Source organism: Mesorhizobium sangaii (assembly GCF_014207355.1).
In the GTDB taxonomy this organism is placed as follows: domain Bacteria; phylum Pseudomonadota; class Alphaproteobacteria; order Rhizobiales; family Rhizobiaceae; genus Mesorhizobium; species Mesorhizobium sangaii.
In genome coordinates this window covers 632,479-648,221 of record NZ_JACHEF010000001.1, presented here as the reverse complement: position 1 = coordinate 648,221, position 15,743 = coordinate 632,479, and the positions used below count along the sequence as shown (strand labels likewise).

14 protein-coding genes are annotated in these 15,743 nt (G+C 63.1%); 5 read left to right on the top strand and 9 right to left on the bottom strand.

All coding sequences use genetic code 11. The features are described from left to right. Positions 1 to 31 precede the first annotated feature (31 nt). The 8 genes from radA to rpsF form a co-directional block, all read right to left on the bottom strand. Positions 32 to 1,435 (bottom strand): DNA repair protein RadA, encoded by a 1,404-nt coding sequence (gene radA / locus HNQ71_RS03340; protein ID WP_184871163.1) that lies wholly within the window; start codon positions 1,433 to 1,435, stop codon positions 32 to 34. Positions 1,436 to 1,480: 45 nt separating this feature from the next. Then, positions 1,481 to 2,971, bottom strand: a complete 1,491-nt coding sequence (locus HNQ71_RS03335) for a replicative DNA helicase (protein WP_184871162.1) — start codon at positions 2,969 to 2,971, stop codon at positions 1,481 to 1,483. A gap of 220 nt (positions 2,972 to 3,191) precedes the next feature. Further along, complete coding sequence (locus tag HNQ71_RS03330; protein WP_184871161.1) at positions 3,192 to 4,160, bottom strand: small ribosomal subunit Rsm22 family protein; 969 nt, start codon at positions 4,158 to 4,160, stop codon at positions 3,192 to 3,194. A gap of 2 nt (positions 4,161 to 4,162) precedes the next feature. Further along, a complete protein-coding gene (locus HNQ71_RS03325) occupies positions 4,163 to 4,486 on the bottom strand; it encodes a YnfA family protein (protein ID WP_184871160.1) in 324 nt (107 codons plus the stop codon). A 168-nt stretch (positions 4,487 to 4,654) separates the two neighbouring features. Continuing rightward, positions 4,655 to 5,953, bottom strand: a complete 1,299-nt coding sequence (locus HNQ71_RS03320; RefSeq protein ID WP_184871159.1) for a cyclopropane fatty acid synthase — start codon at positions 5,951 to 5,953, stop codon at positions 4,655 to 4,657. A gap of 284 nt (positions 5,954 to 6,237) precedes the next feature. Beyond that, positions 6,238 to 6,822 carry a 50S ribosomal protein L9 gene (gene rplI / locus HNQ71_RS03315; protein ID WP_095086410.1) on the bottom strand — a complete coding sequence of 195 codons (585 nt, stop codon included), beginning with the start codon at positions 6,820 to 6,822 and terminating at the stop codon, positions 6,238 to 6,240. 216 nt (positions 6,823 to 7,038) lie between these two features. After that, positions 7,039 to 7,287 (bottom strand): 30S ribosomal protein S18, encoded by a 249-nt coding sequence (gene rpsR / locus HNQ71_RS03310; RefSeq protein WP_006203718.1) that lies wholly within the window; start codon positions 7,285 to 7,287, stop codon positions 7,039 to 7,041. After that, positions 7,287 to 7,787, bottom strand: coding sequence for a 30S ribosomal protein S6 (gene rpsF, locus HNQ71_RS03305; RefSeq protein ID WP_023761609.1), 501 nt, complete (start codon positions 7,785 to 7,787; stop codon positions 7,287 to 7,289). The genes rpsR and rpsF overlap by 1 nt, the downstream gene beginning before the upstream one ends. A gap of 466 nt (positions 7,788 to 8,253) precedes the next feature. Here rpsF and HNQ71_RS03300 point away from each other — a divergent pair, with 466 nt between their 5' ends. Next, on the top strand, positions 8,254 to 9,900 hold the full coding sequence (locus tag HNQ71_RS03300) for a pilus assembly protein (RefSeq protein WP_184871158.1): 1,647 nt from the start codon (positions 8,254 to 8,256) through the stop codon (positions 9,898 to 9,900). Positions 9,901 to 9,948: 48 nt separating this feature from the next. Here the strand turns inward: HNQ71_RS03300 and HNQ71_RS03295 are convergent, their stop codons facing one another. Continuing rightward, a complete protein-coding gene (locus HNQ71_RS03295) occupies positions 9,949 to 11,880 on the bottom strand; it encodes an LTA synthase family protein (RefSeq protein ID WP_184871157.1) in 1,932 nt (643 codons plus the stop codon). A 283-nt stretch (positions 11,881 to 12,163) separates the two neighbouring features. Here HNQ71_RS03295 and fabD point away from each other — a divergent pair, with 283 nt between their 5' ends. The 4 genes from fabD to fabF all read left to right on the top strand — a co-directional run bounded on the left by fabD (position 12,164) and on the right by fabF (position 15,656). Further along, positions 12,164 to 13,111 (top strand): ACP S-malonyltransferase, encoded by a 948-nt coding sequence (fabD, locus tag HNQ71_RS03290; protein WP_184871156.1) that lies wholly within the window; start codon positions 12,164 to 12,166, stop codon positions 13,109 to 13,111. 60 nt (positions 13,112 to 13,171) lie between these two features. After that, positions 13,172 to 13,909: a 3-oxoacyl-[acyl-carrier-protein] reductase gene (gene fabG, locus HNQ71_RS03285; RefSeq protein WP_184871155.1), complete on the top strand. Its 738-nt coding sequence runs from the start codon at positions 13,172 to 13,174 to the stop codon at positions 13,907 to 13,909. A gap of 213 nt (positions 13,910 to 14,122) precedes the next feature. Next, the gene (locus HNQ71_RS03280) at positions 14,123 to 14,359 is read left to right on the top strand and encodes an acyl carrier protein (protein WP_006203723.1); all 237 of its coding nucleotides are present in this window, start codon (positions 14,123 to 14,125) and stop codon (positions 14,357 to 14,359) included. A 34-nt stretch (positions 14,360 to 14,393) separates the two neighbouring features. After that, entirely contained in the window at positions 14,394 to 15,656 is a 1,263-nt protein-coding gene (gene fabF / locus HNQ71_RS03275) for a beta-ketoacyl-ACP synthase II (protein ID WP_095086397.1), read from the top strand. The last annotated feature ends 87 nt before the right edge of the window (positions 15,657 to 15,743 follow it).

Sequence of the window (15,743 nt, the reverse complement as noted above, 5' to 3'; positions counted from 1 at the left end):
CAAACCGGTTCCCAGTTTTGGGTCCGATGCTCTAGTCCTGCTCGTCCACGCGGCTTCGGCGTGTGCCGGCTATGCGTGCCACGAGGTCGGCAAGCTCGGTCGGCTGGAAAGCGCCGGCCCCGATCCCCCCGGCAAGTTCCTCGCTGCCCAAGGGCAGAACCGCGCTTCCAAAACCCAGCTTTTCGGCTTCCTTGAGGCGCTGTTGCGCATGCGCAACCGGCCTCACGGCGCCCGAAAGGCTGATTTCGCCGAAATAGACGCAATCGGCGGGAAGGGCAAGACCGGTGAGCGAGGAAACCAGGGCCGCCGCCACCGCCAGATCGGCCGCGGGCTCCGAAATGCGATAGCCCCCGGCGACGTTGAGATAGACATCATGGCTGCCGAAGCGCACGCCGCAATGGGCTTCCAGAACCGCCAGGATCATCGACAGCCGGGCGCCGTCCCAGCCGACGACGGCGCGGCGCGGCGTGCCGAGCGAGGAGGGGGCGACCAGCGCCTGGATCTCGACCAGCACAGGCCTTGTACCCTCCATGCCGGCGAAAACCGCGGCACCCGGCGCTTTCGCATGGCGCTCGCCGAGAAAAAGCTCGGACGGATTGGCGACCTCGCGCAGGCCCTTGTCCGACATTTCGAAGACGCCGATCTCGTCGGTCGGCCCAAACCGGTTCTTCACCGTACGCAGGATGCGGAAATGGTGACCGCCTTCGCCCTCGAAATAGAGCACGGCGTCGACCATATGCTCGACGACGCGCGGCCCGGCGATCTGGCCTTCCTTGGTGACATGGCCGACCAGGACGATCGCGGCACCCGTGGATTTCGCATAGCGGATCATCGCCTGGGCGGCAGCTCGCACCTGGGTGACGGTGCCAGGCGCCGAATCGGCAAGGTCTGTCCACAGCGTTTGGATCGAATCGAGGATCACCAGGTCCGGCCGCTTGCCGTCGGCGATGGTGGCGAGGATGTCCTCGACATTGGTCTCGGCGGCAAGCTCCACCGGGGCTGCGGCAACACCGAGCCGCTGCGCCCGCAGCCTGATCTGTGCGACGGCCTCTTCGCCCGAGACATAGACGATGCGGTGGCCTTTGGACGCGAGTGCTGCGGCGGCCTGGGTGAGCAGCGTCGATTTGCCGATGCCGGGATCGCCGCCGACCAGCAGCGCCGAGCCGCGTACAAAACCGCCGCCGGTGGCGCGATCGAGTTCGCCGATGCCCGAGATGATGCGTGGCGCGTCCTCGATGTCGCCCGACAGCGTTGTCAGCACCACTGCGCGGCCCTTGCGGGCGTTTCGCGTGTTGGCTGGTCCTGAGCCGATGCCGCCGGACGTGCCTTCCTCGACCAGCGTGTTCCACTCGCCGCAGGCATCGCATTTGCCGGCCCAGCGTTGGTGCACCGATCCGCAGTTCTGGCAGATGAACTGAACGCGCGATTTGGCCATCAGTTGGATGCTGCCTGGCGAACGAACGAGACCTTTCTCAAGAGGTCACTCGAACCTTTCCGGCAAATGATGCTCTTCGGCAAGGTCGGAGAAGCGGGTGAATTCGCCCTGGAAGGCAAGGCTGACAGTGCCGGTCGGTCCATGGCGCTGCTTGGCGATGATCACTTCGGCCTTGCCCTGGACCTCGACCATCTTTGTTTCCCAGGCGAGGTGCTCGGGCGTGCCTTTCTCGGGCTCCTTGTTTTTGATGTAGTATTCCTCGCGGTACACGAACAGCACCACGTCGGCGTCCTGCTCGATCGAACCCGATTCGCGCAAGTCGGACAGCTGGGGATGCTTGTCGTCGCGGCTTTCGACCTGACGCGAGAGCTGTGAGAGCGCGATGATCGGCACGCCAAGCTCCTTGCCAAGCGCCTTCAGTCCGGTGGTGATCTCGGTGATTTCCTGGACGCGGTTCTGCGACGCCTTGGCGGACGAACCCTGCATGAGCTGGATATAGTCGATGACCATCAGATCCAGCCCGCGCTGGCGCTTGAGGCGGCGGGCGCGAGCCGCAAGCTGAGCAATCGAGATACCGCCCGTCTGGTCGATGTAGAGCGGGCGTTTGTGGTTCTCCTGCGTGTAGGCAACAAGCTTGCCGAAATCGGCTTCCGTCAGGTCGCCGCGCCTGATTTTCGACGATGGGATTTCGGTCTGCTCGGAAATGATGCGGGTGGCCAATTGCTCCGACGACATTTCGAGCGAGAAGAAGCCGACGACGCCGCCATTGGCCGCCTTGACGGAGCCGTCGGCCTGCTGGGCGGGCTCATAGGCGGCAGCGATATTGTAGGCGATGTTGGTGGCCAGCGACGTCTTGCCCATGCCAGGGCGGCCGGCGATGATGATCAAATCCGACGGCTGCAGGCCGCCCATGCGGTGGTCGAGATCGCGCAGGCCGGTCGCGATGCCCGACAGGTGGCCATCGCGCATATAGGCGGCACTCGCCATGTCCACGGCGTTCTTCAACGCATCGGAAAAACTCTCGAAGCCGCCGTCGTAGCGGCCGTTTTCGGCCAACTCGAACAGCCGCCGCTCGGCGTCCTCGATCTGTTCGGTGGGCGCCATGTCGACCGGCGCGTCATAGGCGATGTTGACCATGTCCTCGCCGACGGTGATCAGCGCGCGGCGCGTCGCAAGATCATAGATGGCGCGGCCATAGTCGGTTGCGTTGACGACGGTGACGGCTTCCACCGCCAGCCGCACGACATATTGCGCCATCGTCATGTCGCCGACCTTCTCGTCGGCCGGCAGGAAGGTCTTCAGCGTGATCGGCGTCGCCACCTTGCCCATGCGGATGAACTCTGACGCCACCTCATAGATCTTGCGGTGCAGCGGCTCGTAGAAATGGCCGGCCTTCAGGAAGTCCGAGACGCGGTAGAAGGCGTCGTTGTTGACCAGGATGGCGCCAAGCAGTGCCTGCTCGGCCTCGATGTTGTTTGGCGCTTCACGATAAAGCGGTGTTTCCGCGACGCCGAATTTTCGCGCTGCCTCTACCATGATATCCCCGATTTCGATCCCGGCTCTTCGATACCAGAATGGCAAAAGTCAGTGCTGACTTATCTGCAACAGTGCCGATGCCAACCAACATCAATGCTCGCTTGTTCACAGGAACAACAAATCGTCCACAGGACAGAATTCCCGTGCCCCGATTTCAGTTGACTCGGCAGGGGAACAATTTACCCGAAAAACAAGAACGAAGCAAGAACAATTGTGCCGGTCAAATCTCCAGAACGTCGCCCCAGTCCGACCGCCGCGCAACCTTGAACGTCTCGCCGTCGCGCTTGGTGAACAGCCTTTCGCCGGCACTGCCGTTGCTCTCGCAAAGTTTCAGCACCACCTTGCCGGATCCTGATTTTGGCGGCGCGATGACCCGTGCCTGCGGGGAAGGTGCAGCCTGTCGCGAAGCGGCGACATAGATGAACTTCTCGTCTTCCCATGGCACGTCGGCTTCCTTGGCCAGCCGGTGCAGGCGCGAGCGGGCGACGCGGCGGGAAAAATGGCACCAGTCGGGCGGGGCGAGCGGGCAGGGCGCCTGATGCGGGCAGGGCGCAAGCACATGCGCGCCCGCCTCGATCAGCTGCCGGCGCACGGCAAGAATGCGCTGCCATCCGGCCGGCGTGCCCGGCTCGACGACCAGCAGCGTATCGCCGGTGAGTTGCCACAGCCGACCGATGAGCTTTGGCAGAGACGCAGGGACAATTTCGTCGAGCACATAGGCGCAAGTGACCAGATCGGCCGGCTCGAGGTCGGCGAGGTCGATGGTGGCGTCGCCGGCCAGCCATCTGGTTCGGGAGGCAATCGCGCCGGCGGCAAGCGTTTCGCCGACCTTGCGCGCCGCGGCGCTGGCTTCGACCAACACCGCCTGTTCGAGATCGGGCCATAGGTCGCTCGTGGCCCAAAGCACCGTACCAGGACCGGCCCCGACATCGAGCAGGCTCTTGGGTTGAAGACCGGGCCTGGCGTCGCCGAGCGCATCGAGGCTGGCGCGGACGGCGGCGTAGGTCGCCGGTAGCCGCGTCGCGAGGTAGGCTTGCACGGCCAAGTTCTCCGCCATATGCAGCCGGCCGTCGCGCAACTCGGCGCGGTAGCGGTCGGACAGGGTTTTTGCCGCCTGCTTCAGCGTCGCCAGCGGAACGTTTTCGAGCAGGCGCTCGACACCCTGGCGAAGTGGGGCCGGTAACTCCATGCTCAGACCCCGCGTGGCGCGACGAGGATCACCGATGCGCCGACGATGCAGAGCGCTGCGCCTGCGAGGTCCCAGCGGTCGGGGCGCACGCCCTCCACCAGCCACAGCCAGCCAAGCGACGCCGCGATGTAGATGCCACCATAGGCGGCGTAGGCGCGGCCGGCGGCATTGGCATCGACCAGCGCCAGCAGGAAACCGAACAGAGCGAGCGAGGCGAGACCAGGGAGCAGCCATAGAGGCGACTTCTCCAGCCGCCACCACGCCCAGAACGAAAAGCAGCCGGCGATCTCGGCCAGTGCGGCAGCGACATAGAGGACATAGGTCATCAAAAAGGTCCGGTGGCGATCACGGGACCTTTTTCAGTGCATGGGCGGGCAATGGCAAGCGGCAATACTATTTCCAATGCGTGTCGCTCAAAAGTGGCTCCGGTTTTGGGAGAACGACATGCATAACAACAAAGACCGTCGCATGCGTCCGTTCAAACGCGGCGCGCTTTAGTCCGCAACCTTGCGGCGGCGGACTGGCTTGGCAGCCGGGCTCTTCTTGATGGGATCCGTTTCACGGTGCCCCATATCGCGCATCTCAAGCGCCTTCTCGCATTTGGCCATGTAGTCGCGCGTCGTCGGCAAGGTGTCGTTCTTCTTGGCGATCTGGATCTGGAAGATCACCAGATCCTGCCAGCGAAAAGCGGCTTCCGAAGCGGCCAGGTAGAACTCCCACATGCGGCAGAAGCGCTCGTCATAGATCGCCTTGGCCTTGTCGCGGTTGGCGGCGAAGCGCTCGCCCCAGTGCTTCAGCGTGTCGGCATAGTGCAGCCGCAGGATTTCGATGTCGGTGACGACCAGCCCCGACTTCTCGATCGCCGGCATGACTTCTGAGAGCGCGGGGATATAGCCGCCCGGGAAGATGTATTTGCGGACGAAGGCGCTGGTCGCCCACGGAACGCCGGAGCGGCCGATCGTGTGCAACAGCATGACGCCATCCGGCTTGAGCAGTGTCGCCGACTTGTCGAAGAAGGTGCGGTAGTGGTTGACGCCGACATGCTCGAACATGCCGACGGAAACGATGCGGTCGAAACGCTCGTTGAGCTCGCGGTAGTCCTTCAGCTCGAAATGCACGCGGCTTTCCAACCCTTGCGCGTGCGCGCGGTCGGTGGCAACGCCATGCTGTTCGGTCGACAGCGTCACGCCTTGCACGTCGACGTCGAACGCCTTGGCGAGATAGAGGCTGAGCCCGCCCCAGCCGGACCCGATGTCGAGCACCGTCTGGCCGGCCTTCAGCCTGAGCTTGGCGGCGATGTGGCGTTTCTTGGCGGCCTGCGCTTCGTCGAGCGTCATGTCCGGCTGCTCGAAATAGGCGCAGGAATACTGCATGTCCTCGTCGAGGAAGAGCCGGTAGAGCTCGCCCGACAGGTCGTAGTGGCGCTGCACGTTGCGGCGCGAGCGCGAGGCGGTGTTGATCTGCTGCAGGCGGCGGAAAGCATGGCGCAGGCCTTCTATGGCTTTCGACCATGTAGCGTCGATGCCGCCGCTGCCCATGTTCTGGAAGGCGATGCGCATCACACCCAGCACGCCGCCTTCGAGAATATCGAGTTCGCCGTCCATATAGGCTTCCGGCACCGCCAGCATCGGATCGAAGGTGATGGCGCGCTCGGCATGCGCGGTCTTGATGTGCATGTGCACCGGCTCGCCGCTGCCGTCGCCGAACACCACCGCGGCGCCCTTGGGGCCGGTTACCTTGAGATTGCCGGTGCGCACCAGGCGGTCGAGAACGCGCTTGAGCAGAATATTCATGACCAAATGTCCCCTCAGACAGGCTGTCTCGGCGCACGACCCCGAAAATCGAAATCGATTTTCGGGAAAGGGATCGTGCGCCAAACCAAAGTTTCACAGCGTCCTTTGCGCGGCCAATGGACGCGCGACGCTGTAGTCTGCATCAATATATAGGGGTTCGCAAAGTTCCATTTGGCACAAAAATGCCCGGGCGAGAGACCCGGGCATTGGTCCAGTATGGCTGAGGCCAACTGGGATCGAAGCTGTGCGGCACGCCCGGCAGGGCGCGCCAGCAATTCAGACCGTCAGGCGTTGTCTTCGCCGCCTTCGAACTCGGTGTTCGGGTCGAAGAAGTTTTCCGGCCGCGCATTGTCGTTGATGTCGTCGCCATAGATGGCTTCGGCGGTGGTCAGCGTCTCGCCCTTGGCCTGGCGTTCGGCTTCGTCGGCCGTGCGGGCGATGTTGAGCGTGATCGTGACCTCGACTTCCGGATGCAGCGCGATCGCCACATTGGTGAGGCCGATGGTCTTGATCGGCTGGTTCAGCAGGATCTGGTTGCGGTTGACCGTGAAACCTTCCGCCGTCAGCAGATCCGCGATGTCACGGGTCGACACCGAGCCGTAGAGCTGGCCGGTTTCGCCAGCCGAACGCACGGCGATGAAGCTCTTGCCGTCGAGCTTTTCGGCGACCTGGCTGGCTTCCGACTTGCGCTCGAGGTTGCGGGCTTCGAGCTGGGCGCGCTGGCCTTCGAACTTCTTCTTGTTGGCTTCGTTGGCGCGCAGCGCCTTGCCCTGCGGCAGCAGGAAGTTACGGGCAAAGCCGTCCTTGACCTTGACGGTATCGCCCATCTGGCCGAGGCGGGAAACGCGTTCGAGAAGAATGACTTCCATGGTTTTGTTCCTTCGGTTGGGCGCCAATCGTTGGGGTCGACGCCGAATGTCTTGGGAACAGGTCAGGAAGCTTGGGGCGCGCTTTGGCGCCGGTGTCGCTGTCCTGCCTGTTCAGGCAGTTAGAGGTTTGACCTCAACTCGGGATTTGAATGCGATCCCCGCGGCGCCCGTCGCCGAGGTGAAAAGAGCGGGCGGCCAGCCGCCCGCTCGAAAGTCTTAGCGAACCACGTAGGGCAGCAGGCCGAGGAAGCGGGCGCGCTTGATCGCCTTGGCGAGTTCGCGCTGCTTCTTCTGGCTGACGGCGGTGATGCGCGACGGCACGATCTTGCCGCGCTCGGAAATGTAGCGCTGCAGCAGGCGCACGTCCTTGTAGTCGATCTTGGGCGCGTTGGCGCCGGAGAACGGGCAGGTCTTGCGGCGGCGATGGAACGGGCGCCGGGTCGGGATCTGGTTGATGTCGACCATTATTCTGCACCCCCTTCAAAGCCTTCGCGCGGACGGCGCGGACCACGATCGGCACCGGCGTCGCCGAACGAGCGCGGCGGACGATCGCCACGGTCGCCGCGATCACGGTCGCCGAACGAGCGCGGACCACGATCGCCACGGTCACGGTCGCCGAAGCCACCGCGTTCCGAGCGCTCTTCGCGCTTCTGCATCATGGCCGACGGGCCTTCCTCATGCGCCTCGACCTTGATGGTCAGGAAACGCAGCACGTCTTCGGACAGGCCCATCTGGCGCTCCATCTCGTTGAGCGCCGCCGGCGGGCAGTTCAGGTCCATCAGCGTGTAGTAAGCCTTCCGGTTCTTGTTGACCCGGTAGGTGAGGGACTTCAGTCCCCAGTTCTCGACCCGGCCGACGGACCCGCCATTTGCGGAGATGACGCCCTTGTACTGTTCGACAAGCGCATCGACCTGCTGCTGCGAGAGGTCCTGCCGGGCAAGAAACACATGTTCGTAAAGAGCCATAGTGTATCAGTGCCTTTCTTCGTTTCTCTCCCGGTTCCCGGCGGCAAAAGCCTCTGCAACTTCTCTGACCCGCCGTTCCCGGTAAAAGGGGGCGGGGAAGAAAGGAGCATGACGAGACGGTCGAGAGCGGAGACACGGGAGGCGGAAGCACTTCTGGCTTCACACGAAGGTTTTCGAAAAAACCTCCGGCCCTCCGTTCAGCCCCCAGCTGGGACCGGCAGATTGGGGGCGTCTATACAGCAATCCGCCCACAACGCAAGCGCAAGCGGCATTCCCTTGTGTCGCAGGGGCGGAAAAATCAAGCGGCAACAACGGCCAGGCTTCGTGGTTTCCTGCAACCAGGCTTTAACCACAATGTCAGGTTGTGTGGAGTTGAAATGCCGCCGTCAACGGTCGATTCATCAAGGGAGGCGCAGAAGCCAGGCCAATCTGCGCACAAAAGCGGCAAGCATTTCCGGGGGTAAGGATGCTTCTCAACAAGTTCTGGCGCTCAACGAGCGGCAATTTTTCGCTTGTGCTGGGGCTGGGGTTGCCGGCTATCCTGACGGCTGTCGCCTTCGCAACCGATGTCTCCACCCTGATGCGGGCCAAGAGCAACCTGCAGAATGCCCTCGATGCGGCAAACCTTGCCTCTTCGCATCTTGGCGATCTCGATATCACCCGCAATAACGCCTTTGACCGCTATTTCCAGGCCAACATCGCCGGCCATGGCGAACTCGGCAATGCGAAGGCGACGTTGACCGTCGACAGGGGCATCAACTTCGTCAAGACGAAGGCGGTTGCCTCAGCCGACGTCAATCTCAACTTCGCCTTCCTGTTCGGCAAGGAAAAGCACATCGAGGTCGATGCCTCCGCCGTCGAATCGAACAACCAGCTCGAAGTCGTGCTGGTGCTGGACAACACCGGCTCCATGGCCGGCGCGCGCATGACGGCATTGAGGACGGCGACCAAATCATTGCTCGACACGCTCGAGGCGACAAAATCGCCGACGCGCCAGATCCGCGCCTCGCTGGTTCCGTTCGTCACGGCGGTCAACGTCGATGGCGATGAATTCGACCCGTCCTGGATCGACATGGACGGCAAGTCCTCTACCAACGGCGTCAATTTCCCGGTCATCGACGGCAAGCGTCCCAACCATATGGCGCTTTTCAAGCAGCTCAAGCAGACCGGATGGACTGAGCCCGGATGGAACAACACCGGATGGAAGGGCTGCGTCGAGGCGCGGCCGGGCGCTTACAACATTTCCGACACGCCACCCGACCCGGACAAGCCCGACACGCTGTTCGTTCCGTATTTTGCGCCGGACGATCCTGAAGATGCCCAGAAGCCGTCTGCCTCCTATGGCAATTCGGATAAATACTACAACAATTCCTATCTCGACGACGTCAGCGACAAGACCAAGCTCGCCAAGCAGAAGGGCAACCTTCTCGGCATCGATCTTGGCGATCTCCTCGGCGATTTGTTGACACCCGGTACGAGCGCCAAGGAGAAGGTCGCCAAATATGTTGCGCCCGCCAAGGAATTCATCACCGAGGCCGGCACCCCCGTCACCGTTGGCCCGAACCGCGCCTGCCCCACACCCGTCGTCCCCCTGACCGACGATTTCGACAAGCTGCGCAAGGCAGCAAGCCAGATGACCGAGTGGAACGGTTCAGGCACCAATGTCTCCGAGGGCCTGTCGTGGGGCATGCGGGTGCTGTCGCCCGCCGCGCCCTACACCGATGGAGCGCCGTGGAAGACGCCCGGCGTCAGCAAGATCGTGCTGTTGCTCACCGACGGTGAGAACGTCGTCTATGGCGCCAGCGAACAGCCGACGAAGTCCGACTACACATCCTATGGCTATCTGGCAGGTGGCCGTTTCGGATCGGACAGCCAGACGACCGCGGCGCGCAACGTCGACGGCTGGACCAAAAGCGTTTGCACGCAATTGAAGAACGAGGGCGTGCAGATCTACACCATGGTGCTGCAATCCGACACCGCCGCCAACCGCGCGCTTTACGGCGCGTGCGCCTCGGATCCGAGCGGCTACTATGCCGTCAACGATCCGACCAAGCTGCCGGATGTCTTCCAGCAGATCGCCAACAAGTTCTCGAAGCTGCAATTGACGGATTGAACGTGTGACCCAAGGGCGCCGGGCCGGATCCTCTCGGGATCGTTTGGCTCAACTCATATGGGTCATATGGGCGACAATTTTGTCGACCGTTTCGGGGAAAAAGTCCGGCGCCGCGAGGCGTTTGCCGAACATCATGTCGTACTGCAGCAGCCGGAAATCGCGGATCGTCGGGTCGATCTCCTTCTGCCGTGCCCAATCGGGCGTGGCTTCGCCCGTCGGCGTCAGCAACAAATTGCGGTCGACGACGCGGTAGCGTTCGCGCATCTCACCCAGGAAGCCGGTGTAGTAAGGGTGGGTGATGCCGGCGGTGGTGAGGATATGATAGGGCAGGAACGCCGGGCTCACCGCGCCCAGGTTCTCGACCGGACCGGACTGGTTCGACCAGATAATCAGCGGCGTCTGGTGATGTTCAAGCGCGGCTTGCGGCGTTGGTTCCTTGCGCGGCGCGACATTGTCTTTAAGGAAGCCGGTTTCGACATAGACCGGCCCCAGCGGCGGCAGATGGTCGCCGAAGAAGGCGATCACGGTGGGACGGGAGCGTTTCTTCGCCCATTCGACAAGGCGTTCAAGGCCACGATCGGCGTCGGCTGAGCCTTCGGCATAGCTGAGCAGCGATTCGCGCGCCCACTGGCTGATCGGTGCCTGCACCGTGTGTGTCGGATTGTAATAGCGGTTCGGCTCGTAAGGGCCGTGGTTTTGCAGGCTGACCGCAAAAAAGAACACCGGCTCATCGCTGGCGTCGGCCTCGCTGATGATCTCGTCGGTCATCGCCGCATCGGACGCCAGCGGCCCGCGCTTCTGCAAGGGCGGCAGCGTCTCTTCTGATTTGAAATCGTTGAAGCCGAAATCCGCATAGACCGCGCCACGGTTCCAGAACCAGTTGGTGCCGGGATGGATGGCGCGCGCCCGGTAGCCCTGGCTCTTGAGGAACGTCGCGAGCGAAGGCGTCGGCGTGCGCACATATTGCTGATAGGGGATGCTGCCGGCCGGCAGGAAGGCGTTGGAAAAGCCGGTCAGCGCCTCGAACTCGATGTTGGCGGTCATGCCGCCGAATTCGGGCGAGAACATCGAGCCCGAGCGCAGCGCGCGCACGTTGGGGATCGGGTCGGGCGTGATTGTGACGCCGGGCAGCTTGGTCGGATCCCAGAAGGATTCGCTCATGACGATGATGATGTCGGGCTTTTCGGCAGGCATAGAGGCGGTCACATCGGTCCTGTCGATCGCCGCGATTGCCTTGTCGGAATAGCCTGGCGGCGCCGAGACATGCGCCATCGGCACGTTGAGGGCAAAGGCCAGGGCAAAGCCGTTGGAGGCATAGTTTTCCTTCTGGTCCCACATGATCGGGATGATCTGCAGCCGGTCCCTGGTCCAGGAGAAGGTGGCGTAGTCCATGATCGAAACGAAGAAGGCGAGCAGCGGCACCGCCAGCGTCAGCCGGGCAAGGCGGCCCTTGCGGCTGAGCGCCGGAACCTTGCGGCGCCATCGCCGCCAGCCATAGACGAGCAGCGACAGGCCGGCGACGATGCCGACCACCATGGCGAGCGCTGTCATCGGCCGGTCGCGCACTAGGAGCGGCAACAGCGCGAAGATCTGGCGGGCATAGAGGAAATCGGTGGGATAGAGCGGATCGCCGAGATAATGCGACTTCTGGTGGCCGACGAAGGCAAGGGACAGGGTCAGCGGCGCGACGATCATAAGGCTCTGGTGGCTGCGGCCAAGCACGGCATCGAGGCCGATCAGGATCAGCGCAAACACGACGATGGTGGTCCAGCCCGGCTTGAGCGGCTGCAGGAAGAAGGCGACCGTCCCGGCAAAGTCGCCGCGCACGATCAATTCGATCGCAAACACCATGACGGCAGCGATTGCCAGGCTGACCAGCCCATAGCGCACGACCGGCCATGTCCTGCCCGGCAGATAGCCGGTGGACGGGTCGTCTTCCAGGAACTGTGGCGCGGCTTTGCCGACGCGTTTAGAACTCATTGCCACTTTAACTTCCCCACCCAGCGACAAACTCGTCACTCGATTGTCATATAATTGTCACGCAAAGCTAGCGCCTGTGGCGGAAATAAGAAGAGCCAGCAAACGATTCGTGAGCGGTTTTCATCAGGAGTGATCGCCAAAAAGCCTTTCGGAACAGGCACTCGGCCGGCGATGGTGCCGCCGGCCAGGGTCGAACTGGGCTTGACTTGGCGGCCTGCCTTGCGTCACAGGCAAGAAAAACCCGACTATCAGGCAAGCAAAACCAGCCCTTGGGAGCCCTCGCATGGCCGTTGCATTCACCTTTCCTGGACAAGGCAGCCAGGCTGTCGGCATGGGCAAGGATCTCGCCGATGCCTTTCCCGAGGCGCGCAGGATCTTCCAGGAGGTTGACGACGCGCTTGGCGAGAACCTGTCGAAGCTGATCTGGGAAGGGCCGGAGGAGACGTTGACGCTGACCGCCAATGCGCAGCCGGCGCTGATGGCGGTGTCGCTGGCAGCGATCAGGGCGCTGGAATCGCGCGGCTTCTCGCTGAAGGACAAGGTCGCCTATGTCGCCGGCCATTCGCTGGGCGAATATTCGGCGCTCGCGGCCGCCGGCTTCGTTTCGGTTGCCGATGCCGCCAGGTTGCTGCGCATCCGGGGCAATGCCATGCAGGCGGCGGTGCCGGCCGGCGAGGGCGCCATGGCGGCAATCATCGGGCTCGAGCAGGCGGATGTCGAAGCCGCCTGCGCCGAGGCTGCCCAAGGGGCTGGCTCTGTCTGCCAGGTGGCGAACGACAATGGCGGCGGCCAACTGGTCATTTCAGGCACAAAGGCCGCCGTGGAACTGGCGGCGAAGCTCTGCACGGAAAAGGGCGCCAAGCGGGCGCTGATGCTGGAGGTTTCGGCGCCTTTCCACTCCGCGCTGATGACGCCGGCGGCCGAGATCATGCGCGAGGCCCTGGCCAGCGTGGCGAAGGCCGCCCCTGTGGTTCCCATCGTCTCCAACGTCACCGTCACCCCGACCAGTGATCCGGACGAGATCGCGCGGCGTCTGGTCGAGCAGGTGATTGCCCGCGTGCGTTGGCGCGAGACGGTGGAATGGTTCGGCGCAAACGGCGTCGCCACGCTTTATGAGATCGGCGCCGGAAAGGTGCTTTCAGGCCTGGCGCGGCGCATCAACCGCGACATCGCCACCACGTCGGTCGGCTCCGCGGCTGATGTCGAGGCGGTGCTGGCGACGCTTGCTTAATCTAGTGCCATTTGACCCTGCCTGTGCAAAGGGTGTTCTCTTCTCAATCAGGAGACAAAAATGTTCGAATTGACTGGCCGCAAGGCACTCGTCACCGGCGCATCGGGAGGCATTGGCGAGGCGATCGCCAGGGTGCTGCATGCGCAAGGCGCCATCGTCGGCCTGCATGGCACGCGGGTCGAGAAACTGGAGACGCTGGCCGCCGAGCTTGGCGATCGGGTCAAGCTGTTCCCTGCCAACCTGTCGAACCGTGACGAGGTCAAGGCGCTCGGCCAGAAGGCGGAGGCCGACCTCGAAGGTGTCGACATCCTGGTCAACAATGCGGGCATCACCAAGGACGGGCTGTTCGTGCGCATGTCGGACGCCGACTGGGACACCGTACTCGAGGTCAACCTAACCGCTGTCTTCAGGCTGACCCGCGAACTCACCCATCCAATGATGCGCCGCCGTCACGGCCGTATCGTCAACATCACCTCGGTTGTCGGTGTCACCGGCAATCCCGGCCAGACCAACTACTGCGCCTCCAAGGCCGGCATGATCGGGTTTTCCAAATCGCTGGCGCAGGAGATCGCCACCCGCAACATCACAGTCAACTGCGTCGCCCCGGGCTTCATCGAATCGGCCATGACCGACAAGCTCAACGACAAGCAGAAGGAGGCGATCATGGCGGCGATCCCGACGCGCCGCATGGGCACCGGCGCTGAAGTCGCATCCGCCGTTGCCTATCTCGCCTCCAACGAAGCCGCCTACGTCACCGGCCAGACCATCCATGTGAATGGCGGCATGGCGATGATCTGAACGAGGTCCGGTGGAGTTTGTTGCCGGCTTGTGAAAACAGACCATTTCGGCTTGGACCTCCGCACTTTTTCGTGTAATGCGGCCCGCAACCCGGCGGTTCGGGCAAAAACCGGTCCGTGGCCGTTGCGTTTCCGGCAGGACCATCTTTCAGCTTGATTAGCGGCATTCTGCCCGCTAACGAAGACAGACAAACAAAAGACGAGGATGCCCCAAATGAGTGACACCGCAGAGCGCGTCAAGAAGATCGTCATCGAGCACCTTGGCGTCGATGCCGACAAAGTGACGGAGCAGGCGAGCTTCATCGATGATCTGGGCGCCGACAGCCTCGACACGGTTGAACTCGTGATGGCGTTCGAAGAAGAATTCGGCGTCGAGATTCCCGACGATGCGGCCGAGACCATCCTGACCGTCGGCGACGCAGTGAAGTATATCGACAAGGCATCCGCCTGACGCTTTCCGCAGTCATCACCGGGGAGGACCTGCGATGAGGCGTGTCGTCGTCACGGGCCTTGGGTTGTTGTCGCCATTCGGCATGGGCTTCGAGCACAGCTGGAAGGAACTTCTGACCGGCCGCAGCGCAGCAAAACGCATCACCGAGTTTGAGGTGGAGGATCTTGCCTGCAAGATCGCCCACGTCATCCCGCGTGGCGATGGCAGCAATGCCACCTTCAATCCCGAGGCCGTGCTCGAGCCGAAGGAATTGCGCAAGATCGGCGACTTTATCCTGTACGGGATTGCCGCCGCCGACGAGGCGCTGAAGGATTCCGGCTGGGAACCGAAGACCCATGCCGAGCAGTGCGCCACCGGCGTGCTGATCGGCTCCGGCATCGGCGGCATCGAAGGCATCGCCGAGAACGCGATGATCCTCAAGGAACGCGGCCCGCGCCGCATCAGCCCGTTCTTCATCCCGGGCCAGATCATCAATCTCGTTTCCGGACAGGTCTCGATCAGGCACGGGCTGAAAGGTCCGAACCACGCCGTCGTTACCGCCTGTTCGACCGGTGCGCACGCCATTGGCGACGCAGCCCGGCTGATCATGTGGGGCGATGCCGACGTGATGGTCGCCGGCGGCGCCGAAGCGCCGGTGACGCGGCTGTCGATCGCCGGCTTCGCCGCATGCCGGGCGCTGTCGACCGATCGCAACGATGCGCCGCAAACGGCGTCGCGCCCTTATGACCGCGACCGCGACGGCTTCGTCATGGGCGAGGGCGCCGGCGTCGTCGTGCTTGAAGAGCTCGAACATGCCAAGGCGCGCGGCGCCAAGATTTATGCCGAGGTGACCGGCTACGGCCTCACCGGTGATGCCCATCACATCACCGCGCCAGCCGAAGACGGCGACGGCGCCTTCCGCTGCATGACGGCGGCGTTGAACCGGGCCAAGCTGACGCCTGCCGATGTCGACTACATCAATGCGCACGGCACCTCGACCATGGCCGATACGATCGAACTCGGCGCCGTCGAGCGGCTTGTCGGCAACGCCGCGTCGAAGATTTCGATGTCGTCCACCAAGTCGTCGATCGGCCATCTGCTGGGGGCGGCGGGTGCTGCCGAAGCGATCTTTTCGATCCTCGCTATCAGAGACAATGTCGCGCCGGCGACCATCAACCTCGACAACCCGGAGCGCGAGACCGCGATCGACCTGGTGCCCAACAAGCCGCGCGCTCGCCAGATCGACGTTGCGCTGTCCAATTCCTTCGGCTTTGGCGGCACCAACGCTTCGCTCGTCTTCCAGCGCTACAATGGCTGACCGTCCAACTGCGCGGCGATGCTTCGGCATGCCGTCAATTTTGCCATATTCGCCCCTACTCTGCCGCAGGGGATTCGTTGAGCGATC